The 24,958-nt window shown below is 55.1% G+C and carries 24 protein-coding genes; 9 read left to right on the top strand and 15 right to left on the bottom strand.

The genetic code is table 11. The annotated features are described in order from the left end of the window. Positions 1 to 49: 49 nt before the first annotated feature. Positions 50 to 1,348: a hypothetical protein gene (locus PFER_RS01920; protein ID WP_048148156.1), complete on the top strand. Its 1,299-nt coding sequence runs from the start codon at positions 50 to 52 to the stop codon at positions 1,346 to 1,348. Here PFER_RS01920 and PFER_RS01915 read toward each other — a convergent pair. Together PFER_RS01915 and PFER_RS01910 are read right to left on the bottom strand one after the other, a co-directional pair. Beyond that, positions 1,345 to 2,157 (bottom strand): DUF2666 family protein, encoded by an 813-nt coding sequence (locus PFER_RS01915; protein WP_048148154.1) that lies wholly within the window; start codon positions 2,155 to 2,157, stop codon positions 1,345 to 1,347. The two genes, PFER_RS01920 and PFER_RS01915, sit on opposite strands and share 4 nt — an antisense overlap. Positions 2,158 to 2,257: 100 nt before the next feature. Further along, positions 2,258 to 3,553 (bottom strand): RNA-guided endonuclease InsQ/TnpB family protein, encoded by a 1,296-nt coding sequence (locus PFER_RS01910; RefSeq protein WP_048148152.1) that lies wholly within the window; start codon positions 3,551 to 3,553, stop codon positions 2,258 to 2,260. Positions 3,554 to 3,724: 171 nt separating this feature from the next. Between PFER_RS01910 and hypE the strand changes: the two genes are divergently transcribed. Next, a complete protein-coding gene (gene hypE, locus PFER_RS01905) occupies positions 3,725 to 4,735 on the top strand; it encodes a hydrogenase expression/formation protein HypE (RefSeq protein ID WP_048148151.1) in 1,011 nt (336 codons plus the stop codon). 41 nt (positions 4,736 to 4,776) lie between these two features. Here hypE and glyA read toward each other — a convergent pair whose 3' ends face one another. The 8 genes from glyA to hydB all read right to left on the bottom strand — a co-directional run bounded on the left by glyA (position 4,777) and on the right by hydB (position 11,390). Beyond that, on the bottom strand, positions 4,777 to 6,054 hold the full coding sequence (glyA, locus tag PFER_RS01900) for a serine hydroxymethyltransferase (protein WP_048148149.1): 1,278 nt from the start codon (positions 6,052 to 6,054) through the stop codon (positions 4,777 to 4,779). A 140-nt stretch (positions 6,055 to 6,194) separates the two neighbouring features. Then, a complete protein-coding gene (locus PFER_RS01895; protein ID WP_048148147.1) occupies positions 6,195 to 6,641 on the bottom strand; it encodes a hydrogenase maturation protease in 447 nt (148 codons plus the stop codon). Position 6,642: 1 nt separating this feature from the next. Next, the gene (locus tag PFER_RS01890; RefSeq protein ID WP_048148145.1) at positions 6,643 to 7,077 is read right to left on the bottom strand and encodes a type II toxin-antitoxin system VapC family toxin; all 435 of its coding nucleotides are present in this window, start codon (positions 7,075 to 7,077) and stop codon (positions 6,643 to 6,645) included. Continuing rightward, on the bottom strand, positions 7,058 to 7,267 hold the full coding sequence (locus tag PFER_RS01885; RefSeq protein ID WP_048148143.1) for a hypothetical protein: 210 nt from the start codon (positions 7,265 to 7,267) through the stop codon (positions 7,058 to 7,060). Before PFER_RS01885 ends, PFER_RS01890 begins: the two co-directional genes overlap by 20 nt. Before the next feature lie 48 nt (positions 7,268 to 7,315). Continuing rightward, entirely contained in the window at positions 7,316 to 8,602 is a 1,287-nt protein-coding gene (hydA, locus tag PFER_RS01880) for an NADPH-dependent hydrogenase/sulfhydrogenase 1 subunit alpha (RefSeq protein WP_048148362.1), read from the bottom strand. A 10-nt stretch (positions 8,603 to 8,612) separates the two neighbouring features. After that, the gene (gene hydD / locus PFER_RS01875) at positions 8,613 to 9,392 is read right to left on the bottom strand and encodes an NADPH-dependent hydrogenase/sulfhydrogenase 1 subunit delta (RefSeq protein WP_048148141.1); all 780 of its coding nucleotides are present in this window, start codon (positions 9,390 to 9,392) and stop codon (positions 8,613 to 8,615) included. A gap of 10 nt (positions 9,393 to 9,402) precedes the next feature. Further along, a complete protein-coding gene (gene hydG / locus PFER_RS01870) occupies positions 9,403 to 10,290 on the bottom strand; it encodes an NADPH-dependent hydrogenase/sulfhydrogenase 1 subunit gamma (RefSeq protein ID WP_048148139.1) in 888 nt (295 codons plus the stop codon). Beyond that, positions 10,287 to 11,390 (bottom strand): NADPH-dependent hydrogenase/sulfhydrogenase 1 subunit beta, encoded by a 1,104-nt coding sequence (hydB, locus tag PFER_RS01865; RefSeq protein ID WP_048148137.1) that lies wholly within the window; start codon positions 11,388 to 11,390, stop codon positions 10,287 to 10,289. The genes hydG and hydB overlap by 4 nt, the downstream gene beginning before the upstream one ends. A 227-nt stretch (positions 11,391 to 11,617) precedes the next feature. Here hydB and PFER_RS01860 point away from each other — a divergent pair, with 227 nt between their 5' ends. The 3 genes from PFER_RS01860 to PFER_RS01850 are packed head-to-tail and all read left to right on the top strand — an operon-like array spanning position 11,618 to position 14,429. After that, a complete protein-coding gene (locus PFER_RS01860) occupies positions 11,618 to 12,787 on the top strand; it encodes a WD40 repeat domain-containing protein (protein WP_157255010.1) in 1,170 nt (389 codons plus the stop codon). Continuing rightward, positions 12,787 to 13,722 (top strand): ABC transporter ATP-binding protein, encoded by a 936-nt coding sequence (locus PFER_RS01855; protein ID WP_245612403.1) that lies wholly within the window; start codon positions 12,787 to 12,789, stop codon positions 13,720 to 13,722. The genes PFER_RS01860 and PFER_RS01855 overlap by 1 nt, the downstream gene beginning before the upstream one ends. Positions 13,723 to 13,724: 2 nt before the next feature. Further along, positions 13,725 to 14,429, top strand: coding sequence for an ABC transporter permease (locus tag PFER_RS01850; RefSeq protein WP_245612408.1), 705 nt, complete (start codon positions 13,725 to 13,727; stop codon positions 14,427 to 14,429). 12 nt (positions 14,430 to 14,441) lie between these two features. Here the strand turns inward: PFER_RS01850 and PFER_RS01845 are convergent, their stop codons facing one another. After that, on the bottom strand, positions 14,442 to 15,437 hold the full coding sequence (locus tag PFER_RS01845) for a M42 family metallopeptidase (RefSeq protein ID WP_048148129.1): 996 nt from the start codon (positions 15,435 to 15,437) through the stop codon (positions 14,442 to 14,444). 10 nt (positions 15,438 to 15,447) lie between these two features. After that, entirely contained in the window at positions 15,448 to 16,449 is a 1,002-nt protein-coding gene (locus PFER_RS01840) for a 2-hydroxyacid dehydrogenase (RefSeq protein ID WP_048148126.1), read from the bottom strand. A gap of 93 nt (positions 16,450 to 16,542) precedes the next feature. Here PFER_RS01840 and PFER_RS01835 point away from each other — a divergent pair, with 93 nt between their 5' ends. Continuing rightward, a complete protein-coding gene (locus PFER_RS01835; RefSeq protein ID WP_048148125.1) occupies positions 16,543 to 16,872 on the top strand; it encodes a hypothetical protein in 330 nt (109 codons plus the stop codon). Here the strand turns inward: PFER_RS01835 and PFER_RS01830 are convergent. Beyond that, a complete protein-coding gene (locus PFER_RS01830; protein ID WP_048148120.1) occupies positions 16,850 to 17,377 on the bottom strand; it encodes an NUDIX domain-containing protein in 528 nt (175 codons plus the stop codon). The genes PFER_RS01835 and PFER_RS01830 overlap by 23 nt on opposite strands. A 68-nt stretch (positions 17,378 to 17,445) precedes the next feature. Between PFER_RS01830 and PFER_RS01825 the strand changes: the two genes are divergently transcribed. Genes PFER_RS01825 through PFER_RS01815 form a run of 3 tightly spaced genes read left to right on the top strand, consistent with a single transcriptional unit; the run spans position 17,446 to position 18,706 of the window. Then, positions 17,446 to 18,174 (top strand): arginase family protein, encoded by a 729-nt coding sequence (locus PFER_RS01825; RefSeq protein ID WP_048148116.1) that lies wholly within the window; start codon positions 17,446 to 17,448, stop codon positions 18,172 to 18,174. 2 nt (positions 18,175 to 18,176) lie between these two features. After that, positions 18,177 to 18,497, top strand: a complete 321-nt coding sequence (locus PFER_RS01820) for an Sjogren's syndrome/scleroderma autoantigen 1 family protein (RefSeq protein ID WP_048148115.1) — start codon at positions 18,177 to 18,179, stop codon at positions 18,495 to 18,497. Further along, positions 18,494 to 18,706 carry a hypothetical protein gene (locus PFER_RS01815; RefSeq protein WP_048148112.1) on the top strand — a complete coding sequence of 71 codons (213 nt, stop codon included), beginning with the start codon at positions 18,494 to 18,496 and terminating at the stop codon, positions 18,704 to 18,706. Before PFER_RS01820 ends, PFER_RS01815 begins: the two co-directional genes overlap by 4 nt. Positions 18,707 to 18,711: 5 nt before the next feature. Here PFER_RS01815 and trmBL2 read toward each other — a convergent pair whose 3' ends face one another. Both trmBL2 and rgy read right to left on the bottom strand, forming a co-directional pair. Beyond that, positions 18,712 to 19,506 carry an HTH-type transcriptional regulator TrmBL2 gene (gene trmBL2 / locus PFER_RS01810; protein WP_048148109.1) on the bottom strand — a complete coding sequence of 265 codons (795 nt, stop codon included), beginning with the start codon at positions 19,504 to 19,506 and terminating at the stop codon, positions 18,712 to 18,714. 276 nt (positions 19,507 to 19,782) lie between these two features. Further along, entirely contained in the window at positions 19,783 to 24,900 is a 5,118-nt protein-coding gene (gene rgy, locus PFER_RS01805; RefSeq protein WP_048148107.1) for a reverse gyrase, read from the bottom strand. Positions 24,901 to 24,958: the final 58 nt, after the last annotated feature.

The raw sequence follows: 24,958 nt of genomic DNA, 5'->3' as shown, positions 1-24,958 counted from the left end.
ATACATCGGTGCCCACAACCATACTAGAACTGCCCGGTAGTGAGCGCCTATGGAAATCCCGGAGCATGTTGTTAATGAATCATTTGAGGTTGCAGGTATAATAAAGGACCCGTACTTCAAATCCGTGGCCTACGCCAAAATGGCCTACGAGCTCTATGGGGCCAGAAACAAACGCTATAAAGACGCTTTTACGAAGGCTGTTGAAGCTGCGAAGGAGATAGACGACCCCAAGGCTTTAATAAGGGCCCTCATAACCATTGCGAGGTACATAGGGAAGTGCGGCATTCCCGCTTATAAACGCGTTTTCTACAGGGCGTACGAGATGGCACGCGCTCTTCCGTCCCCCCTCATGAACGAACTCCTCGAGGAAATCGTGGAGACCCTGACGGATCTGGGCGACTACGACGAGGCCCTCTACTACACCCTCCAGTTCACCCACAGGATCAAGAAGAACGACAACTTCCTAACCCTCCTCGATAACTACCTGAGACTCGGCAACATGAGGAAGGCCCACTTCATAATAGAGCAGATAGAGGAGGAGCCCTGGCGTTCCATAGCCTCCGTGGAAACGATAAAGGTTCACCTGAAGAGGGAGGAGTATGGGAGCGCCATAAAGATACTGAGCGGGATAAAGAACCCCTACTGGCTCTCGGAGGGGATCAAGGAAACGGCCATCTACCTCAAAACGCAGGGCGCACCCCGGGTAACGCTTGAGCGCTTTATAGGTGTTGCTAAGAGCATGTCTGAGGATATAGGGGACGGCATCCTCAAGAACCTCATGATAAGCTTCGGCATAGTGGGGGAGATCGAACTCGCCCTTGACATCTTCCACTCCCTGCCTCAGGAGGATAGGACGAACGCCCTCATAGAGCTAACGGCGAGGATTCTCGACGATCCCAAGACTCTCGAGGGCCTGATTGACAGACTTGAGGGACGCTACTTCAGGGAGGTCTCGAAGTTCGTCATGGATCGCCTGATAGAGTCTCCCGACCCCAAGTACTATGGCGTCGTTGCCGTCGTAGGTAACAAAACTCGCGAGGAGCCCATCCTCACGAAGGTCGTTACCTACTACTCCAAGCTCGGCGAATTCCAGAACGCCATAGCGCTGGCCCAGCTCATAACAGACAACTACCTCCGCTCCCTTGCCTTTGGAAGCATCGCCGTGAACCTCCTGAAGCAGGGGGACGTGGACAGGGCCCTCGAGGTTGCGATGGAGGTCAGGCATCCCAAGTGGAACTCCTGGCTCATGGAGGAGCTTCTCATCAAGATACTCGAGCAGGCCAAGGAGAAGGAGATAGAGAACGACCTGGAGAGGAGGGCAAAAGAGGAGAAGGAGCTGTGGCGTTAGCCCTTCTTTTCCAAATATTTCTCGAGGCTCTTGGCGGGGATGTCGAGGTTCAGGCCGAGCTTCTCCAGGAGAGTCCTTAACGCGTAGACCCTCGCGTGCCCGGCAAACTCCTCCGGGGCGTAGTTCTCCGCGGGGAAGTGGAGGAGTTTCTCGACCGCGGCGATGAGGGCGTCCCCCTTCGTCTTCTTGCTGACGCCCGAGAAGTACTCCTCTATACCCTTTAGGTCTATGCCGGCGTAGGGGGCTATTTTAAGGGTCGCGGTCTCGTTTATGCTGGCGAGAAGCCTTGCCACCTCCGTGAAGGTGGTCTCCTCGTCTATCATGAGCCTCTTGACCACTATCCACTTCTCTCCGTCCTTAACGTGTTTGGCGGTGAAGTTCACGTGCTCGCCGTGGAAGGGAAGGACAACCTTGAGCTCCGTTATTGGCTCCTCCGGATAGTCCACCGGGAGGCTGAGCCTGGCAAGGGTTTCCCGCACGAGGTAAGCCTTCGCCACGTCAACGAGCAGTTTCTTAAGCTTCTTGTCGGTCTCCATAACCAGCTGGCCGAGCTTCCTTGAGGTTCCGGGGGATTTGAGGGTTTTGAATGCCTCCCTGACGTCCCCTTCCCCCGAGATATCCTCGGCGAGGCTCACAATGGCGGCAACGTTCACAACGTCTATCAGGTACTCCCCAATCTTTCCGTTGACCGTGTTGGCGACCTTTGCCAGAAAGTGGGCCACGTTTTCATCTTCCATCACTATGAGCTTCTCCCCAACCTCCCACTTCTCGTGCTTGGCAGTAAACATCACGTGGTCTTCTATCTTCATTTTCCCACCTCTGTACCATAATAGGACTCGTGGTATTTATCCTTTGTGCGGTTTTAAACCTGACCTCCTCCCCGCCGTGGACGGCGAGGGTTCCAAAGAGTTAACCCCTCGCCGAGTGCGAGAAGGTTCGAGGAGTCTCATTCAGACCCAAACTAAAACGGGTCTTCAACCCCTCCGGGAGGGTCTTCCCCCAGTTACCCCTACTTGCCGACAAGCCCGGCAAGTTCGGGGTTATGGTTTTCACAGCCTTTTTCAAAATGTTAAACGCTCCAACAAGGTCTGCATTGAAGACAAGCCCCGTTGCGGGACACTTAAACAAACCCCGAACAAAACGAGCCCCATCATGAGGCTTCCCGCAAACGGGGCAAGTTTTCGAAGTGAAAGCCTCATCAACAACAAAAACCCGAATACCATACTCTTCGGCAACTTCCTTGAGCCGTTTTATCACCGTGTTGAACCGCCAGACGTGGGAGAGGAGATAATTCTGTTTTTTGCCTTTGTCGGAGTTTCTCGCTATTCCCTTTGGGTAACCAACTACTATTCTGGAGACACACATCTGATAGAGCCTTTCAACGGTTTGCCTTACTGCCGCGTTGATGTAGTGTTTAGCCTGAAGTTTAGCCTTCTGGTGCATTCTTGAGAGTTTTCTACTCTTCTTAGATCCTGATTTGTTGAGTTTGGACTGATGATCGGCTATTCTCCTCCGCCAGTAGAATGCTATGCTTTTCAGCGGTCTTCCATTCACTAAGAAGCTCTCTCCGTTCTCCACGTAAACGGCCATTAAATTGTTCACTCCCAAGTCTATTCCCGCTGAAAGATTACCTAAAGGTTCTCTTGGGAGTTCGACCCATTCCTCACCCCAAAGTGTTTCCTCTACCGTATATGAAATGTGAGCATACCACTTTCTTTTGATTGGGTCATAGGTTATTTCCAGTCTCCCCTGTTTTCCCTTTAAGTGTATTCTTCCCTTGAACTGGACTTCCAGCCTCTTGAACTTTCCAAGGCCTTTGAGAATAAACTTGTTCCCTTCAATCTTGTATTGGTCGTTCCTGAGGAGGATTAAGCCACCTTCCTTGATGTAGTTTGGTGGTTTTGGCTTGAACCACTTGGGAAGTTCTCCACTTCTCTTGGTTCTTATGAGGGCAAAGAATGAACGCCAAGCTTCGGCGTTCTTCCTGCAAATTTGCTGGACTGTTGCCGAGCCTATCTCAGCCTTAAACTCCTCATAGGCCACTTTCTCTGTTTTGAGAAAATCTATCGGCTTTCCTTCAAAGAATTCTTGCCTGCGGAGGTAGTTTACTCTGTTCCAGACTTTGGAACTGATGAGAACTAACTCTTTGAGGGTTTTCTCCTGTTCTTTTGAGGGTTGGAGTTTTACCGTCACTGTTCGCTTCATCTTTAACGATGGTATGTTTTTTAAACTTTAAAATAGTTTTCATTTCCTGTTCTCATGTTGATTTCTCAATTACTGTATCCCCGCCCTGAAGGGCGAAGCTTTCGGAAGAGAGAACTAAGGCTGCCGGTTAACTTTTAAGCCAGTGGGCGATACATAAAATTGGTGGTGAACGTGAGGATAAAACTTGAGCACGGAGCCGGTGGAGAAATAATGGAGGAATTTCTGAGGGACGTTGTTCTGAAGGCCATAACGCTCAACTCCGCGGGAGGAATAGGTTTGGAGGCCCTTGACGACGGGGCCACGATACCCTTTGGCGACAGGCACCTCGTCTTCACGATAGACGGTCACACCGTTAAGCCCCTCTTCTTCCCCGGCGGCGATATAGGTCGCCTGGCGGTCAGCGGGACCGTCAACGACCTCGCGGTGATGGGGGCGAAACCCCTCGCCCTCGCGAACTCAATGATAATCGGCGAGGGCTTCGAAGGGGAAGACCTGAAGAGAATCCTCCGCTCGATGGACGAGACGGCCAGGGAAGTCCCCGTCCCAATCGTCACCGGCGACACGAAGGTTGTGGAGGATTCCATAGGTATGTTCATCATCACCGCAGGGATTGGAATCGCGGAACACCCGATAAGCGACGCGGGGGCGAGGGTTGGAGATGTCGTCCTCGTGAGCGGCACCATCGGTGACCATGGAATAGCGCTCATGAGCCATAGGGAAGGCATAGCCTTCGAGACGGAGCTGGAGAGCGACGTGGCACCGATATGGGAGGTCGTGGAGGGGGTGGCAAAAGCGATAGGCTGGGAGAACATCCACGCCATGAAGGACCCAACCAGGGGCGGGCTCAGTAATGCTCTCAACGAGATGGCGGGCAAGGCCAACGTGGGAATACTCATCAGGGAATCCGACGTCCCGATCCGGCCGGAGGTGAGGGCCGCGAGCGACATGCTCGGCATAAGCCCCTTCGATGTGGCCAACGAGGGTAAGGTTGTTATGGTGGTCTCAAGGGAGCACGCGGAGGATGCCCTCAAGGCCATGAGGGGCACCGAGAGGGGGAAGAACGCCGCCATAATAGGGGAGGTCATTGAGAAGTATCCGGGCAGGGTTCTCGTTGAGACCGGAATCGGAGGAAAGCGCTTCCTTGAACCGCCTGTGGGCGACCCCGTTCCGCGAGTGTGCTGACATTTCCTTTTAACCTTCCAAAAACAAGAAGAAATGAGGGCTCACTCTGGGAGCCCGTAGTCGAAGGAGTAATACACCCTCGTGTAGTTTCTCCTGAAGTAGAAGACGTCCTTCTCGACCTTCTTGGGGTCTTCCCTGTCTATGAGGACGCGCTTGATGAACCTTGCTATCTCCTTCATCTCGTCCTCCTTCATACCAACCCTCGTCACTTCCTGGACACCAATGCGGAGCCCGCTCGGCTTCTCGACCTTCTCAAGCGGGTCCCACGGGAGGAGGTTCTTGTTGAGGATTATGCCGGCTTCCTCAAGCAGAGGAGCGGCCCATCCTCCAGCCGCCTCGTGGAGGTCCGAAACGTCAACGATGACCTGGTGGCTCTCTGTGTAGCCCTTGTCCTCACCGATGACCTTGAAGCCCTCCTCCGCGAGAGCTTCAGCCAGAGCCTTTGCGTTCTTAACGATCTGCTTGGCGTAGGCCTCACCGTACTCGAGCATCTCAGCGGCGGTGAGGGCTTTTCCGGCCATGTGGTGGAGGTGGTGGTTGCTGAGGACACCCGGGAAGATGGCCCACTGAAGCCTGGCTATCTCCTCGGTCTCGCCGAAGCGCTTGTAGATTATAACACCACCCTGGGGTCCCGGGAAGGTCTTGTGGGTCGAGGCGGTGATTATGTCGGCGCCCTCGCGGAGCGGGTCCTGGAACTGGCCGCCGGCTATGAGGCCGAGGACGTGGGCTGCATCGTACATCACGTAGGCTCCGACCTCCTTAGCTACTGGAGCGAGCTCCTTGACCGGATGCGGGAACGGGAAGAGCGAGCCGCCGAAGACCACGATCTTGGGCTCGAGCTCCCTTATCATCTTCTCGGCCTTGTCAACGTCAATGTTGAACTCCTCGTTGTCGAAGGGCCAGGTGTGGACTTCAAGACCGCGCATTCCAGCCGCTCCGAAGGGCATGTGACTTATATGGCCACCGTGGCTGGTGTGAAGGACTATAGCCTTATCGCCGGCGTTGGTGAGTCCGAAGAAGGCGGCCTGGTTGGCGTTGGTTCCGGAAATCGGTCTCAGATCGGCGAAGTCGCTCTTGAAGAGCTTGGTAAAGAGCTCGACACCGAGGAGCTCGACCTCGTCAACGTACTTGCATCCCTGGTAGTAGCGGGCCCTTGGCCAGCCCTCGGCGTACTTGTGCATGAAGCCGCTTGCAACGGCCCTTGTAACCGTCGGCGAGGTAACGTTCTCGCTCGCTATCATGTTTATGGTTGACTTCCTCCACTTTTCGTGGTCCTCAATAAACCCCAGAATCTTCTTCCTGTACTCTGCGTAGGACATGTTATCACCTCGTGGATATCTGCACTGAAAGGTTTTACGTCCATGTAATTTAAACCTTGCTTAAACCCTCCCCGGGGAGAGCTTTGCAAAGGTAAAATCATATCCGCTCAGGCCGGAGAGTTTTAGAAAAGGGAGCAAAATCACCGAAGAAGCCCTTCAACAACTTCGATGACCCTCGGGAGAGCGCTCTCAACCTCATCGCTCAGCTCCATTCCGAGGTCTACCTCCTTCGCCACCACACCGATGAAGTGGATTTCCGCCCTCTTCAGCCTTTCGTCGAGCGCCATGAGGAGCTTGAGCCCGTCTATTGCACCCATAAAGTGGGCGCTCCTGATTTCACCCTTCAGCTTCTCGAAGACCTCCCTCCCCTGGAGATGGATTACCTCCCCGGGCTTCAGCTTATCGCTCAGTATTGCGTCTATGATTACGAGCCTTTCCTCACCGTTGTAGTGGCTGGCCAGACGGAAGATGTCCGTCCCAACCTCGAGGACGTTGTAACCTCTCTCAAGCAGAATTCTACCGGCATTAAGCCCAACTCCGTCGTCCTTCATGAGCTCGTTCCCAAGGGCTAGGATGAGGGTTCTCACGTTAAACACCACCCATGATTTCCACTTTCTCCCTCTCGGCAGGGGGTTTGAAGTCCTCGTCCATCGTAGCCAAGGAAAAGCCGTGCTCTATGCAGGTAGCAAGAATCAGGGCGTCGTTGGGAAGGAGCGCGTACTTTTCTATGAGCTCGAGGGTCTTTAGGAGCGTGTTTTGACTCGACGGTATGAAACCAAAGCCCTCCAGAACCTTGAAAACAGTGCCCAACTCTGGAGGAAGCTTATGTGGATTACATTTTACCGTTCGGGGGGAGGCTTTCAAAAAGTAGCCCAAGAGGATGTAAACAACCTCGCTGAACACGACTTCGGTGATGTAAAGGGCATCGTCACTGCTCTCAAAATGCTCCATCAACCGTACGGCCTGCTCGTTCCCTTTGAAGTACTCGATGAGAACGGAGCTGTCAATCAATAAATCCCTCATAGTATTCCTCCTTCAGCTCTTTCCATGACTTGTTGGTCTTCATGATGCCCTTGAGCTTTTTCAGGTTCTCAAAGAGCTCCTTCTTGTGGGCCAGATACCATGCCCTGGCCTCAACGTCTTTCCTGAACTCCTCGGCATACTTCTTCGGGACTTTAACGTGAATCACCACATCCACAAGCTCCTCGGCCATACCCTCACCACTGAAAAATAAGTCTAAAACCTTAAAAAAATAGTGAGGCTAAAGCCTCGCCACGTGCACGGAACAGGAGATGCACGGGTCGTAGGCCCTTACGACCATCTCCGCGAGGAGCTTGAGCCTCTCGGGGTCGTCATTGTAGTGCTTCTCCGCCATCATCCTGACGTGCCCCTCCATCTGGGCGAAGTTGAAGGCCGTCGGGGTTATGATGTCAGCGTAGGAGACCTTTCCGTCCTCCACCTTGAGCGCGTAAACGAGCACTCCACGAGGAGCCTCCGTCGTGCTGACGCCGAAGCCATCCCGGATTTCCACCTCGTCCCTCGGCTTGATGGGCCACTTTGCGAGGGCTTCGTCAATCAGGTCTATCGCCCTCTCCGTGAAGTAGACCAGCTCAAGCGCCTGGGCGAGGTTGTTGGCGAAGGGGTTGGTTGCCCTTAAGAGCTCCTTGTGGCTCTCATACAGCTCTTTGGCCCTTCCGTAGAGGGTATCGGCGTTGTTGACGACGCGCGATATCGCTCCCACCATGAAGGGCTTCCCGTGGTAGTGGCTGTGCTTGGCGAAGCTGTGCTCGACCACGAACTCCTTTATGTGCTCCCTGTACTCTTCGCTCGGGAACTCCATTCCATCGGAGGCCTTGAGGTAGTCGCCGTAGATTCCGTAGACGTCTCCCCGCGGTTTAACGGCGATGTGCGTAATCGGCCCCTCGACTTCTTCGTACTGCTCGAGCTTGGTGAAGAGCTCAAAGGTGTACTCCGCCTTTGGCAGGGCCTCCTTGAGCCTCGCCTTCATCGTCTCAAGAACGCTCTTGTCAGGGAGCTTTCCGAAGCCGCCAAGAACGGCGTTCTCCTGGTGGATTGCCCTTGAACCGAGCTCGTCCATCATCCAGCTTCCGAGGTTCTTGAGCTCGAGGGCAATCCCTATCTCCTTCTTGTACTCGTCCACCATCTTGAGCGGGTTGGAGTAGCCGAGGTAATCGGGCAGGACGAGGAGGTAGAGGTGGAGGGCGTGGCTCTCTATCATGTCGCCGATGTAGAGAACCTCCCTGAGGGCCTGAATTTCTTCGCGCGGGGTGAAGCCTATAGCCTTCTCTGCGGCTTCAACTGCCGTCAGCTTGTGGGCAGCGGAACAGAAGGAGCATATCCTTGGATAAATCGCTAGAGCCTCGTCGAGCTTCTTGCCGAGGGTTATGGCCTCGAAGAACCTCGGGCCTTCTATGATGTTGAGCTTGACCTCCTTCACCCCTTCGTCGCCCACCACTATTTCAACGCCGCCCTTGCCCTCGACGCGCGCTATGTGGTCAACTGTGATTGGGAGGTAGACGTTCTTCATGCTCATTCTTTCACCTCCTGTAGACCTTTTCAACCATTTCCTCTATCCTGGGGTTGTGGGCGTTGAATATCTTCATGCGCTCTATTATCTCCTCCTTGGTGTAGCCCTTGTCCTTGAAAGTCTTGGCGAGTGAGTCAAACCATGCCACGTCGTAGCCTACCGCTCCCCTGCATCCAATGCATGCTATCCCGAAGGCAGGGCACCTGGCGTCGCAGCCGGCTCTGGTGAGGGGACCAAGGCAGGGTTCGCCCTTCTCGATGAGTATGCAGCTGTTGCCCCTAAGCCTGCACTCAACGCAGACCGGATAATCTATGTCCTCGGGCCACGAACCTGCGAGGAATGTTCCTATCGCGTAGAGGAAGTCCTTCTTCTCCGGCGGACAGCCGTAGAGTCTGTAGTCGACATCTATGTACTCCTCAACGGGCTTAGCGGGCTTCGGCTGGAACTTCACCTTTCCGTCGCCGTAGACGGTCTTCCACAGCTCGTCGAGGGGTTTGTCCGTCCAGCTCTGCACTCCACCCTGGGTGGCGCAGGCACCCACTGCAACAACTATCTTGGACTTCTCGCGCACTTCCCTGACCAGCTCGGCCTCTTCCTCCGTTGAAACGCTTCCCTCAATGAAGGCTATGTCAACGGGCTCGACCTCCTTGCTGTCCCTCTCTATCATATACCAGCATACGATTTCGGCGTTCGGGAGCAGCTGAAGGAGCTCATCCATCATAGCTAACTGGAGCTGACAGCCGTAGCATGAGGTGAGGGCGTAAAACGCTATGCGGACTTTCTCACTCATTTTCACCACCTCAGTCGAGCAGTCCCGGCGTTGATACTATGTCAAAGTACGTGAAGACCGGGCCGTCCTTACATATGTACTTCCAGCTGGTGCTCGTTCCAACGTTGCAGTGACCGCACTTGCCTATTCCGCACTTCATCTTCCTCTCGAGGGTCACGAATATGTTCTCGGGCCGGTAACCGTAGTTGATGAGGGACTCGAAGACGGACTTGTACATCCTCGGCGGGCCGCAGACCGCCACGGCGGTGTTCTTGGGGTTCGTGTTTGCCTCCACTATGAAGTTCTGGGGCCTTCCGTGGAGACCGGGCCACTCCGGGTCGCGCGTGACGCTCTGGATTATCTTGACGTTCTCCGCCTCGGCGAGGTCTTTCATGGCCTCGAGCTCCTTGTAGAAGAGGAGGTCCTTTCCGTAGCGGGCGGTGTTGATGAAGGTTATGTTGCCGTACTTCCAGCGGTTGTCCATGGCGTAGAGGAAGACGCTCCTCAGAGGTGCCGTCCCAAGGCCCGCCGCGATGAGGAGCAGGTCCATTCCCTCCCACTCATCAACCGGGAAACCGTTTCCGTAGGGACCGCGGACGAGGACTGTGTCTCCGGGCTTAAGCCTGTGGATGACGGTGGTGACCCTCCCCGCTTTCCTGATGCAGAGCTCGAAAAAGCCCTTCCTCATGGCGGAGGAGCATATGCTTATCGGAACCTCGCCGACGCCGGGGATGGTGAGCTGGACGAACTGCCCCGGCCTGAAGGTCCAGTTCTCTGCCAGTTCTGGGTCCTCGAAGCGGAACAGGAAGAGCTTTTCCGTCTCCGTGAGTGAATATACCTTGAGCACCTTTGCCTTGTGAAGCGCGTAGGGGTTCTCCTCCGGCATCATTATTTCCTTTGGAAGAATCAGCTCGCTCATATGTCCTCACCCCTTATCTCGGTCGCGTAGGCGAAGCCCCTCTTCGGAATCTCCTCGCTTATCTCTGACGGGCAGGACTTCTCCTCAAGTCCCATGATCGTGCGCAGGTTTTTGACGAAGCTTATGCCGGCCGGACAGAAGTAGGTGCATCTTCCACAGCCAACGCAGTAACTCAGGCCGAGCTTCTCGTTGTAGGAGTTCTTACAGAGGTAGCGGTTCATAAAGCGGCTCTTCTTGGTGGGCCTGAAGTTGTGGTTTCCTGCAACCAGCCCGTGACTCCTGAGCTGGCAGGAGTCCCAGCGCCTCTCGCGGTAGCCCGTGTTCCCATCGAGGTTGACTATGTCCTGCACCTCGTAGCAGCGGCAGGTGGGGCAGGTGGTGTTACAGTTGCCGCAGGCGAGACATAGGTCAGCCTGCTCATCCCACATCGGGTGCTCCATCTCGAGCTCAAGGAGATAGCGCAGGTTGCTCCAGTCCTCATGGTACTTGAATGATGCTGCACGGCGGTTCTCGAACTCTCTGAAGGCGCAGATGTCGTCACTGGTTACCTCCTCGAAGAGCTTGATGTTCTTGTCCACTATCCTGTGACCCGTGGGGGTTCCAACGCGGACGAGCCACCCGTCCGGGAGCTCATGGAGGAACAGGTCGAAGCCATCATCCGCGAAATCCGTCTCGCGGAGGTTGCAGAAGCAGTATTCATCGGGCATACAGCTGATGCCGATGATGATTCCCTTCTCGCGCCTCACCTTGTAGTACTTGTCCGGGAGTTCGTCGAGGTATATCGTGTCCATTATCTTTAGGCCGAAGATGTCGCAGGCGTGGAGGCCGAACACAACGAAGGGCTCGACATCCTCTATAGTCTCTCTGTACTCGGCAGCTTTTATGTTGAACTCGAAGAGCTTCTCCCTTGGCTGGAAGAAGAACTTCTTCGGCGGCATTATCGTCCTGTTGTAGTTGAACTCGACCTTCTTGACATCGTCAACTTCCCTGAAGTCGTAGAACTTTTCGGAAATCTTTACGGGGGCGTAGAGCTTGCCCCACTCCTTCAAACGCTCGAGGAATGCATGTGTATTCTCCTTTGGGAGTTTAACGTATCTCAACCCTACCACCCCTTTTGGTGATGCACACAAATATGCAGATGTCCATTTTTATTCATCTCAATGGAGAGTTGTTTTGCGCTTAAAAAAGCCTTTCTAAACCCTTAGATTGGCAACCAAAGGTTTAAATGGGGTGGTCAGTTCGATTAAGGTCATCTAATTTTGTTACCTAGAGCGAACCGTTAACAATTTATATCCCCGCCACCAATAGTGGGGCCAAGGTGAAACCCGTGCATCCACCAAAGCTTGTGGCGATAACTTTGATGATTATCATGACCCTGCCCCTGATTTCAGCCACCCCCGTGAAGCTGTGGGAATACTCTGATCAGTGTGCGGTGTTCTCCATGGACTTCAATGAAAATGGAAACCTCGGTCTTGCATTTGGATACGACGCGGAGCTCCTGGGTTCAAACGGCTCCCTCCTTATGAAGGCGCCCTCGAGGGGCATATCCTACGCGATAGCGGTCTCAAATAACAACGTTGTCGTTACGGGGACAGAGGGGAAGTGGATTCAGGCGTTCTCCAATGGGAAGTTTCTCTGGGAGCACAAGCTGGAAGACGCGGTTGTGAGCGTTGACGTTTCTCCCGATGGAAACGTTGCGGTTGCGGGCGATGCCTCGGGCTACGTGTACCTCGTTGAGAACGGGAAGCTGAGGTGGGAGAAAAAGGTCGGCGGCTACGTGTGGAGTGTCCTCCTGTACGACAACCAAATCTACGCCGGAACCACGAAGAAGCTGGTCGTACTCGGCCTCGGTGGTAACGTTTTGAAGGAGATTCCCCGCGAGGGGGACGTGAGGCAGATAGTTACAACCAAAGGGGGCCTGGCCCTTCTGGAGGTTCCCGACTCCGAGGACAGCTCGAGGGTTATCGCCATCACTCCCGACGGAGAGGTGCTTTGGGAGAGAGATTTTGACGACTTCACCAAGGCCATTGACTCGGACGGCGAGGGGATAGCCGTAGCGGGCTACTTCGGGAGCGTGCTCCTTCTCAACGCCACCAACGGAGAGGAGGTTTACTCCCTTCCCTACCTGATGGCCCCTTTCAGCGTTTCGACGTGGAAAGGGTACACCCTCGTCTCGGGAGACCAGAGCGTTGACCTCATAGCACCAAACGGCAGCGTCCTGTGGGAGAAAACCTTCAATGGAAGCGTTTATCACGTGAAGTTCTCTCCCACAGGCTTTTTCGTCGTTGAATACGGGAGCCACGATCTCGAAAACTGCTACAGCGTGATAACCGCCTGGCGCCTCAGCGAGCTCGCTTCCTCAACTCTCTTCCCCTCGCCAGGTGAAACCACCACCCCCGTGGGAGGGCGCGCTAGGGTGAACAAGACCATTCTGGCCCTGCTGGGTGCTGGGGTCGTTCTCATGCTGCTGCTCCTTTGGAGGGAAAGGGAGAGATGATGGCGATAGAGGCCAGGAAGCTCACGAAGAAGTACGGGGACTTCACGGCCGTCAGGGGTATAGACCTTAGTGCAAAACGCGGGGAGCTCTTCTCCCTTTTGGGGCCGAACGGTGCGGGGAAGACGACCACGGTAAGGATGCTAACCACGCTGACGTCCATAACGTCCGGGGAGGCGCACATAGAGGGGCACGACGTCGTGAAGGAGAAGAGGAGGGTTAAGAGTATCATCGGGCTCGTTCCCGACGTTTCGAACCTCTACGACGACTTGACCATTAGGGAGAACCTCAAGTTTCTGGCCAAGCTTTACGGCGCCCCCATGGAGAACGTGGACCGTCTTATAAAGGAGTTCAACCTTCCGGCGGAGAGGAAGTTCGGGAGACTGAGCACGGGCTTCAAGAGGAGGGCCACCATAGCAGCGGCGCTCGTTCACGAGCCGAGGGTGCTCTTCCTCGACGAGCCCACCAACGGCCTTGACGTCCAGTCAGCGAGGGCAGTGAGGGGGATGATACGGAACCTCAACAAGGAGGGGGTTACGGTCTTCCTCACCACCCACAACATGACCGAGGCCGAGACCCTCCCCCACAGGATAGCCATAATAAACGACGGTAGGATAGTTGCGGAGGGGAAGAGGCACGAACTGCGCGCCCTCCTCGGGAAAGGTGTGCGCGTTAAGCTGCGCGTCAGGCCGATAACAAACCGGCTCATCAGGGCCCTCGATGATTTTGGCGTTTCCTTTGAGGAGGACTACGTTACGGTGGTCGTTAACGACATTGACGCCTTTCTGGAGTACTTCACGGGTGTGAAGCGCGAGCTTGGGCTTACGGTCGTGGACTTCATCACAGAGCCCCCGAGCATAGAGGAGGTCTTCCTGAAGCTGACCACGGACTCATCCGGGGAGGAGAGCGGCTGCGCGTGCGGGGGGTGTCCCCTTTGAATGTGCTGACCATTGCGTGGAAGGAACTCAGGGAGTACCTCCTTAAGCCGGGCTCCCTCAGCTGGGGAATCATGTTCCCGCTCGTGTTCACCCTCGCATTCATAGTTCGCTTTGGTGACGTTGACCACCTCGCGCCGGGTCTTGTGGTTATATCGCTCCTCTTCTCCACGACGTCCTTTGTCTCCTCCTCCGTAATCTTCGAGCGCCGCCTCAGAACCTTCGAGCGCCTCCTCGTGGCTCCCGTGAGCTACATGGAGATAGTGTGGGCCAAAGTTCTCGTGGGAACGCTCTTCGGCCTGTTCGTGGGGGGAGTGACTATTCTGCTCCTCAGGCAGTTCATGGTGTACCTTGAATGGAACGTGCCCCTGCTCGCAGCCTCCGTCATCCTCTCGGGGGCGACGTTCTCCGCGCTGGCCCTCTTCATAGCCCTCATACCGAAGAATCCGATAGAGGCGATGACGTGGCTGAACCTCCTCAGGCTCCCGATGATGTTCACGAGCGGGGCGATAGCTTCCCTCCTCCTCTTTCCGCGCTGGTTCATCGGTGTGGGCCTCGCAACGCCGGCCACCTACGCGGTTGAGGCGGTAAGGTATTCAATGCTCGCCTACTCAGAGGTCGTGAACCCGGTGTACTCCCTTATGGTGCTAACGATACTGCTGCTGCTTTTCATCTACCTTTCAATCCGGGCCCTTAAGTCTCTCTATTGAGAAAAGGGGAGATCAAAGCTCGAAGGCTATCGCCTCTATAAGCTTTACCAGCGCCTCCAGGTCTCCGATGTGGAGCGTCTCGACCTCGCTGTGGAGGTACTTTATCGGGACGCTCAGAGCGAGAACCTCACTCCTGTCCTGGAAAACTGACGCATCCGTCCCCCCGCCGGTGACCCCTATCTGGAGCGGGATTTCGTTCTTCGAGGCTATCTCCGCAACCTTTCTCGCGAGCCTTCTCGTGTAGATGGCCGAGTTGTCGAGGGCCCTTATGACGGCTCCGCCGCCGAGGCGAACGTCGCCCGTTAAATCAGCGCAGCACCCGAAGGAGTCAACGGCGAAGGCGTACTTTGGAGAGTACTTCTGGGCCAGGAACCTCGCCCCCTTGAGCCCAATCTCCTCCTGCACTGTGAAGGCGAAGACGTACTTGCCGTCGAGGTCGTGGTCAACCAGATCCTTTACCGCCTCGACGAGGGCAACGACGCCAAAGCGATCATCCAGAGAGCGCGTGGAGACGTAGCGGTTGTTAAGCACGGCGAAGTGCTTCTTGAAGACCGCATAATCTAGAACTTTGACACCGAGCGCCTCAGCCTCCTCCCTGCCCTCGGCACCGATGTCTATCACGAGCCTGTGCCAGGGAACCGTCTCGAACTTCCTCTCAAGGTTCAGGTGAACCGGCAATACTCCAATAACGCCGTCGAGCTTCCCGTTCTCGGTTATCACATCCAGGTGCCGCCCGTAGAGGAGCCTGTCGTCGATGCCGCCGACCTTCCTGAAGGTCAGCTTCCCGTCGGGCCTTATGCCGGTTATGAGCAGGCCTATCTCGTCCATGTGGGCCATGAAGACTGCCTTCGTCTCGCCCTCGCCGAGCTCGACGACGAGGTTTCCGATGGTGTCCACGGTATAGTCGGCGTAGGGCTCTATCCACTCGGCTATCTTCTCCCTAACCTTCTCTTCGTAGCCCGAAATGCCCGGAATCTGGGTTATCTCCCTCAGCTCATCAATCAGCATAACAACCACCTCAGAGCATCTTCACTTTCTCAGGCGGGCGAACCTTCACGACTTCCCTGTTCACGAGGTCTCCCGGTATCTCCCCCCTCAGAACGGTGAGGAGGTTCTTCACCGCTTGGAAGCCCATGTCTTCCATCGCTTCTCTACTCAGACCCGCGTGGTGTGGAGTTAAGACGGTCTCCCACTTGTACTTGAACAGCTCGTGCTCCTGCACCGGCTCCTTCTCGAACACATCTGTAGCGTAGCCCTTGAGCCTGCCCTCTTCGATGGCCCTGACGACGGCCTCCTCGTCCACGAGGGTTCCACGCCCGATGTTAACCAGATACCCGCCCTCTAGGAGCTTCAGGCGCTCCTCGTTGATGATGTGGTAGGTTTCAGGCGTCGAAGGCAGTGCCAGAATCACGATGTCGCTCTCCCTCAGGACGTCTTCAAGCGGTCTGTAAACCGCGCCAACTTCGTTTTCAATGTCCTCCTTCCTTGATCGCGACCAGTATAGTATCTCCGTGCCCATCGCCTTCATCCTTCTCGCTATCGCCTTCCCGATAGCGCCCATGCCGAGGATTCCTACCTTCTTGCCGTAGACAGTCTCTATTTCTTTGAACTCGCTCCATATCATCGCGTGACTCTCCCACTTTCCGGAGCGCGTGAGCCTGTCGGTGTAGGCTATCTTCCTGAGGAGCGCGATGGTCAGGCCAACGGCGAACTCTGCAACCGCCTCGCTGAGGACGCCGGAGACCTTCGTAACGTAGATTCCCCTTTCCGTCGCCGCCTCAACGTCAACGTGGTCGTAGCCGGCTGAGTGGCAGCTTACCACCCTGAGCTTCTCCGCCCTTTCAATCACTTCCCGCGGGATTCTGTTAAGCGGCGAGACTATCACCCCATCGAACTCGCCTATCCTCTCCTTGAGCTCATCAACGCTTGGATACAGAATGAACTCTACATCCGCGTACTTCTCGAGTTCCTCAACGGGCTTGCTCTTCATTTTGAAGAGAACCGCTACCTTGGGCCTCATGCTATCACCACTAAAATGTTTGTCGAAACGGACTAATAATACTTTTGGTGAGGCTTATAATCCATGAATTTTCATTCATAAAGGGTGGTGAGGATGTGGAAAGAACTCCGGGAGAGCGGCAGGGCGGAGGTTGGGGACTTCGTCATCGAGCTCAGCCTTGATATGGACTGTCCCTGTGAGAACGACGAGATGTACCCCTCAATTTTGGTCTACGATGGGAGAACCGGGGAATACTATTACGTGGACGAGGATTTCGAGCCGGTTATCAACTTCCGTGGAGCGTGGGAACAGGCGATTGAAGTGCTAACGGCCTACGCGGGAGGGGTGAAAAAACCCCGGTTGAAGCGCTCACCACGAAGGGAAGCCCCACCCGAGGTGGTTCAACGCTTCCTGAGGGCCATTAAAGGCTCAGTGCATCAATGATGTCAAATGCATCGCGGAGTATCCTCTCATGGTCGAAGGCGAGCTTGAGCCCTTTGAGCTCCTCCCGCCTAAAGACCCTTGCCTCCCTCGCGTCGTCCCCGCCCCTGAGCCTTCCGCTACCCCTCGCCAGAAAGGCCGTTGTGACCGTGTGACCCCGGGGGTCCCTACTGGGATCGCTGTAAACCCCTATGAGGCCTATTATCTCTACATCTAAGCCTGTCTCCTCCCGGGCTTCCCTCACCGCGGCCTCTTCCACCCTCTCGCCGTACTCCACAAAACCACCTGGAATGGCCCAAGAATCCTTGAAGGGCTCGTTTTTTCTCCTAACCAGGACTATGCCATCCCCGTGGAGTATCACAACGTCAGCCGTGAGGCCTATGCACCTGTGGGCCTCCACCTTCACCTCCCGACCAAAGCGGCCCTCCACAAATTCCCTCGTCTCTCGCGCTATCTCATCAACAGGATAGCCCTTGGGGGCCTTTATCATGAATGTGTACCTCTCCATGTTCCCACCTGAGGGATTTCTCGCTAAACGTTTAAAAGCTTTTAATGCTACTCTCTCCCGGTGAGAGAATGACGACGTTCGTCCCCTTCGGTGAGCGGCCGAACAGGGATGGGGTGCTCTATGCCCTCAACCTGCTCAAAAAGAACAAGCTTTTGGATAATTACATAATTGTCGAATCAAATAATGTGGCGCTCCTGTCTCAGAACCTGCCCCTCGATGGGAGCTACGTTGTGGGGGAACACCTCGCCACTTACGGTATAGTGGAGAAGCTCCGTCCAAGGGCACTCCTCAGCATAGACGCCCACACCGACCTCATGCACGACTACCTCGACCATGGCTCGTGGCTCGCCTACGCCCTCGAGGGAAAGCTCGTGGAGCGGGCGGCTGTAATCGGCGCCACCCTCATGGTGCCCTCAACGCCCAACACGAGCCTCTGGACGCGGCGGGTTAGAGTGTTTCCAGCGCTGAACAGGAGCAGAAAAACGAAGAGGGGCTGGAAGGGCTACGTTAACCTCGAGACCCACGGCGTTGAGCGCGTTGTGAAGGAGGCGAGGCGCTACCTTGGGGAGGAGATTTACCTGACGGTTGACCTCGACGTTCTGGGCCCGGAGTACAGGATAGCCCGCTTCCAGCATGGGGAGCTCACACTGGAGGAGCTTTTGGAGCTTCTTGAGGCAGTAAAGAGGGAATTCAAAGTTGTGGCCTTTGACATGGCGGAGGTCTCAGACAGGTTGAAGCGCTCCCGGCTGGGTAAGAGGGCGTTCCTTGAGGTTTACTCGCTTCTCCTGGAGGGATGAGGATGGCTCTCACCAACGAGGAGATAAGAAAGGTCATAACGCCCCTCCTGCTCTCGGGGGCCAAGATGCTCGACAAACACTGCCCGAAGTGCGGGGCACCCCTCTTTGAGAAGGATGGGAGGGTTTTCTGCCCGGTGTGCGAGTACAGGTCAAGGCAGAAAAAGAAGGAACTCAAGGGTGTTGAGGAAGCCCTCATGGCCAAACTCACGGAGCTGGTTAACTCACTTCCCGAGGATATGGATGAACTCGAGAAGACCCTCGGTGTAATCGAAAGGTTAATCGGGGTTATAGAACGTTATAAAAAACTGGAGGGAGGAGAATGAAAGCGGAAAGAATACTTGAGCTTTTGAATGAGGAGGAGCTTACGGCGGCTGAGATATCGGAAAAGACCGGGTTTAAGATGCTGGAGGTTAGGAAGCTCCTCATGCGGCTTAGGGAGAGCAACAAGATTGATGCCTTCGAGAGGGATGGGAAAATATACTGGCGCATAAAAGAGGTCAGCGAAGAAGAGAAAAAACTCAGGCCCTACTGAGGGCCTCACACCTTTTCTCCGTTCTCCCAGTACTCGTTGAACTTGCCCTTGAAGAGCTCGACGATGCGGTGGTCCTTTATCCAGACCTGGGTCTCGTAGTTGAAGTACCTCGCCGCGAGGTCCTCGAGCGCGAAGAACACCTGCTCGTCGCAGATCATCATTGGGAGCTCCATCTTCTCCACGACTTTCAGCTCAATCTTGCCCTTCTTGTAGAGATCCATGAGCTTGCCCATGCTTATCCTCTGGAGTATGGGCTTGGTGACCACGAGCTTCATGCTGATGCCCTTCTCGATGGCCTTGACGAGCTCCTCCTCGAGGTTGATAGCGATGAAGCCGTCATCCGCAAGGAGTATCTCCTTCTCGACCTCCTCGAGCATCTCCCTCGTCTTGAGGGTTGAGTTCCTTATGCCCCTTACGACCCACACCCTCTCAACGCCGTACTTTGGAATCTCGGTCTCAATGAGCGGGGTCATGAGCTCAAGAAGCTCCTCTTTGGCCTTCCTCTTGGCCTCGAGCTCCTCCTTGATGCGCTCCTGCCACTCATCGATGAACTTCTCGAGGATGTTCGTGGGGTGCACGGGCCTGTACTTGTTGACCTTGCCTGGCTGGCTTATGGCGAAGCCCTTCTTCTCGAGGCTCCTGAGGACGTCGTAGGTCCTCGGGGCGGGAACCTCTGAAACACTGGCGAGCTCGGCCGGCGTCAGAACGCCGAAGGCCACGAGGGCGACGTATGCCCTAGCCTCGTATAAGTTCAGTTCGAAGTGGTCTTGTAAAAGCTCTACCATCCTATCTTTTGTCATATTTACCACCACCGTATTTCTGTCTATTTTCTATGGGTTTCTCATATATAACTTTTCCTATATGATAAATAGTTCGCTGGTTATCCATTCCACGGGGCTTTTAATAACTTCTTCCCGTGTTATGTGCATTGCATGCACATACAATCTTATTACTACCTTTAAATTTAAGCTTTTTGGTGTTTCCACTGGAACGCAGGGACAGGATTATGGGGTTACCACTGTAACATGAAGTACAGAAGAAAAATGGAATAATTGTGACACAAAAAGTAAATATTGTCACGGCAGATATATTTTTATCTCCTTGTACATATCATTGAGTACATCCATGTAATTGAGGCCGCCCTCCTCTATCTTGTCCATGAGTTCCTCGAGCTGGCGCGTCTTCTCCTCACTTACGAGTTCCCTGAAGCGGCTGAGCAGGTAGTGGTACACCTTGATGCCCTGCTCAGTGGGAACGAGACGCTTCTTGCCCCTCGTCTCTATGACGTAGTAGCGAGAGAGGAGAGTCTGCACTATCTTTGCGTAGGTCGAGGGCCTTCCGATTCCGCGCTCCTTCATAAGGGCGATGATATCGCCCTGCGTGTAGAGCTGAACCCTCGGGGCCCTCCACGTCTTGGTTTCCTTGACTTTGAGGCGTGCTCCCTCTTCGAGCGGGGGCACTTTCCAGAGCGGGAGGGGCTTTATCCTGCTCCACCCGTCGTAGATGACTTCCGTATAGCCCTCCACCTCAACTTCCCTCCCGCCTGCCCGGACGGTGGCTTTCTGGTAGAGCACCTTCGCCGGCGTCATCTGGGATGCCATGAAGCGGCGGAATATGAGGTCGTAGAGGCGGAAGTGGCCGCTTGTGAGGGGCTTTGAGAGGGTTATGATGCCGTCCTTTATGAGCTGGAGCAGCCTGCCCGTGTCTATGGGCCGGGTGGGGCGGATGGCCTCGTGGGTTCCCTCCTCGCCCCAGCTCCTCGGCTTAAAATAGTCCTCCCCTATCTCGTCCGCAATGTACTCCTTGGCTATGCCTATTCCCGTGTTGCTCACGTGCGTTGAGTCTGTGCGGTGATAGGTGCAGTTGTGGGAGACGACACCGTTGGAGATGAAGTTTTCGGTGGTCGTCGTGAAGTCGTAGAGCTTTCCGGTGTAGTGCTCCTCCTTGATTTCCTTCACCCTGACCCACGTAACCCCCGCTCCAACGAGGGACTTTAAGAACTCCTTCTCCGGGCCCTCTTCGGCGTATTCGAGCACCTTGGTGAGTTTGTCCCTTGGGATCTCCCCTTCCGAGTGTTTGAGCCAGTTCCATACGTCAATTCCGGTTTCCTTCAATATTCTGTTTTTGGCCCCTCTTCCGAACTTCAGATTTCTGAATACCGAAGCTACCGGGAGTAAGTCCCCTTCAAAGGCCCGTCTTGATGATCTGTAAATCGAGTAAGCCTCGTCGAACTGTGCCCTTCTAATCCGGAGATATGGATAAATTTTCTCCCTGAACCTCTCGAGGCTCCTGTTGCTTATTACTAAGTCCCAAACTCCCGTGCGCTCATCTTCTCTGAGGTAGTTCATTATCCCGATCTGGTATAGGTAAACGCTGAACATTTTGAGCACATCGGCCCTCTTTGAAGTCAGAATCGCGCGGAAGTTCGGTCCCTTCCTGTCATTAAGGATCGAGAAAGTTCCGTCCGTGTCAAAATAGCCCGCAACCATTGCGTTGATGTAGTCTTCACGAAGTCCAAATACAAGCGGGTGGAGCTTGCCTTTCCTCGCCCCGAGCCTCCTGAAGACCTCTGTGAGGATCGAGTTCGAGAAGCCAACCTGAGTTGTTGTTTCAAAGACGTGGATGAAGGGAAGGGTCTCTTCAAGTATTGCCCTAACTTTTTTCAGAGGGGTCTGCGCGATCAAAACCTTGCTCTCCCTCAGGGTTCCGTCGCCCAGAACGAGACCGAAGAGGTACCAGAACCTCTCGTCGAGTTTGAAGTTGGGTATGGGCTTTGAACCGCTCCTCTGACGGTAGAGGGACTTAACGTGCGGTTCGTAGTCGTCAACTCCCCATTCCTGAAGGAGATAGAGCGGAAGGACACGCTTGCGGAGGTATTTGTATTTTGTGCTCGTCCGGACGCGATCTTTCACAAGCGGAGCAAGGGTGGAGTCGAAGTATTCTTTCTCGAACTCTGCCATAACATCCGTTATCCCAAGCTTTATCAGAAGTTTGAGGAGGGTGTACTCATCTTTTCCGGGGTGTCCGGTGTTGTAGGCGAAGGCAACGTAGTCACCTTCCCGGATGTTCTTCGCAGAGACCCAGCCGAGTTTGCCGTTCCTCATTACGAGAAGGCCGTGATCAGGGGTTGCCCTAACTTCGTGCCCGTTTTTGAGCTTTACCACCTTAAGCGGCCCGTTCCAGTCAATCTCCCAGAACTTGAGCGCGTTTGCCTCCTTTGGCCTGAGACCGTTTAGAGATAGCAGTCTATCTTCGGACTTCTCAACAGCCTCCCTTATCTCCACGATCCTTCCATCGGCAAGGCTAACTAGTGTATCCGGAGTGACGCACAGACCCGCCTCGAAGAGGTCCTGCGCGAGGCGCATGGTCTGGGGGGCGGAGAACTTGAGGAATCTTGAAGCGTCCTGGAGGAGTGCATCGGTGGTGTAGGGCGGGAAGGGGTTTATCTCCCTCTCCTCCACTTCAACCCTGACAACCTCGACCTTATCCACGTCCTCGAGCTTCTCCCCTTCTATGAACACGTTGAGGTCGTTTTCGAGGGTGAGGAGCGTGAAGTCCGCCTTGTCCTCGTTGAACTGACGGTAGCGCTCGATTATCCAGCCCAAAACCGGCGTCTGAACCCTCCCCGCGGAGAGGTTGTAGTTCTCAAAGACCTTCTGGAGGAGCGTGCTGAGCTCGAAGCCGATCCACCTGTCGGCTATCCTTCTGATCATCTGCGCCTCAACGCGCGCCTCGTTAACGTCCCTCGCCTCGGCTATGGCCTTCAGTATGGCAGGCCTCGTGACCTCGTGGAACTCTATGCGCTTTATGTTGGGCGTGTAGGGCGAGAGCACGTTCCTTATGTCCCACGCTATCTTCTCACCCTCCGTATCGGGGTCGGTCGCTATCAGTATCTCGTCCACTTCCTGCGCCAGCTCCCTCATCGCCTTAACGTTTTCGAGGGCGTCGCGCACGTTTTTGCTTCCACACCTCGGGCAGACGCCCTTCTCCTCCCAGTCAACGAACTGATGTCCACAGTCGCGGCACCGCTTTATGGTGTCGTAAACTGGAAGGAAGAATAACTTCCCGTTCTCCTCCTTGATTTCAACGCCGTGGTAGCCTTCGTTCGTAACGAGGTCGAACATGTGGCCCCCGCTTGCCAAGATGGTGAGCATCCTGTCTCCAATGCTCACCTCGTAGGCGACCAGCTCGCCTATGCGCCTCCTGCTCGGCTGTCCGAAGAAGTTGGCTATGGTTCTCGCTTTGTTGGGGCTCTCTACTATGAGGAGTGAGGACTTAACGAGGTCGGGCTTCTCCAGCCGGAGCTTCCCCTCGAGGACGAGCCTTACCTTCTCCCTGTCCTCGTCAATCTGCCTGAGCACCTCATCGAGGTTTACCTCCTCGAGGCTCTTCCACTCGAACTCGGGGAAGCGCCAGCGGAGTTGCCTCCTCATACCGTTGAAGACCTTGACGTTGTCAACCACCGTGAGGGCGAGGCCCTTGGTTATTCCGCCCGCGAAAAGCCTTGAGGTCCTTCCGCTCGCCTGGATGTACGTCCTGACGTCGGGTATCTCGATGAAGACCTTATCCCCCTCGCGCTTGAGGCTTATGAAGGGGTCCTCCTCTATGCGCTTCACAACCTCCTCCTTCCTGAGGACGCGCTTTAGAAACTCCACCGCCGTGCGGAAGACGTCCAGAACGTGGTTGTGGTAGCCCTCTAAGGGTAACCCCTCGGCGAGTGCCTCCTCTATCTTGACGAGCTCGTACTGGGGCATGGTTCTTATGAGTCTCCGCAGTCTTGCGTAAACCCTCTCCCCCTCGCGTCTGTCCTCATCGTCGAGGAAGTCAAAAATCTCGCTTATCAGTCCGAGGACACGGTATATCGTCGGGCCCTCCAGGTCGAGGCTGAACTTGAACTTGGGAACCCCCGTGAAGAGCGCATACCTTACGCGCTCCGGCATGTCGAGACCCCTGACAATGCTGCCGTAGTAGCTCGCCATCCCCACTAAGACCTCAACCTCTCCGTTCTCGAACTTCTCGAGGCCCTTCTTGCTCCTGGCGGAGACGAGCTCCACGGAGAAGCCCTTCTCCTTGAGCCTCGCGGTTAGTGCCTCCGCAAAGGCTATCCCCTGATCAATGGGGACGAAAACCAGCCCCCCTGGCCCGAGCTTCCCGAGGAGCCCCTCCACGTGCTCTTCCACGCTCTTCTCCGGGAAGAGGTAGACGTCCTCCACGTTTCTCAGTGCGCTCCTCCCGCTTCCGACCTCAAAACCGAGCAGCTCGCGGTAGAGCTTTATCCTGTCGCCGCGCGCGCTTCCCGTTGCCGAGGCTATCACGAGCGTTCCTATATTTTTCTGCGCCATGTACTCTCTCAGTTCGGCCTCTTTCTTCGCTATCTCCTCGTTAACGCGCTTCAGCTCTTCCTCTTTTTCTTCCGTTCTCCTGCCGTTGAGGAGCTTCCCTATCTGCTTTCTCAGCCTCACGAGCTCCCACGCCTTGTCCAGGGCCTCCTGGGTAAAGCCGAGGAGGAGAAGGGAGCGATCTATGTTCTTGCTCGCCTTGAGGAAGGCATCAACGTCATCAACGAAGATGTAGTCGAACCTGAACCCCTCCAACCTCTCGAACTTCCTTGCGAGGAATTGGGCGGAGGTTATGAGTATCTCGAAGTCACCGCCGTCTATCCTGGCGTTCATCTCCTCCTTCTCCTTTTTCCGCATCCCGCTGTAGAAGTACGCCAGCTTCACCTCCTTCCCTGTTCTCTCCATGAATGCCTGAAGTCTCTTCACCGTCTGCTTCACGAGTGGGGTGGTGGGGAGGATGATGTAGCTCTTCTTTCCCTGGAGGGCGTAGTAGTATGCCATGAAGGAGCCAAAAACGCTCTTCCCCATTCCGGTTGGGGCGATTATAGAAAAGCTCTTGCCCTTGAGGAGCCTCCTCACCCACGTCCTCTGGGCGCTCCAGAAGTTATTTCCGGTGGCCTCGATAAAGAACTTTTCGACCTCCCCCAGCTGACTCTCAATTGTGTAGAGCCTCTCCCACTCCTTGAGCGTGCCCCTGACGGCTAGGGCCTCGCGGACGGCCCTTAGAAGGTCAAAATACGGATGAGCGTGAACGTCCGATTCAAGACATTCCTCACACGGGTTCTTCTTGATGAGCCTCTCGTCGCTTATTCTGTCCCCGCAGTTGGGGCACATCTCCCGGTATACGGCCTTCATTTCGCTCACCTGCCGGCTTAAATACCCCCCTAATCCTTTATAAACCCTGCCTCAAAAA

The sequence above is a fragment of the Palaeococcus ferrophilus DSM 13482 genome (genome assembly GCF_000966265.1).
In the GTDB taxonomy this organism is placed as follows: Archaea; Methanobacteriota_B; Thermococci; order Thermococcales; family Thermococcaceae; genus Palaeococcus; species Palaeococcus ferrophilus.
This window is presented reverse-complemented; position numbering and strand designations above follow the sequence as displayed.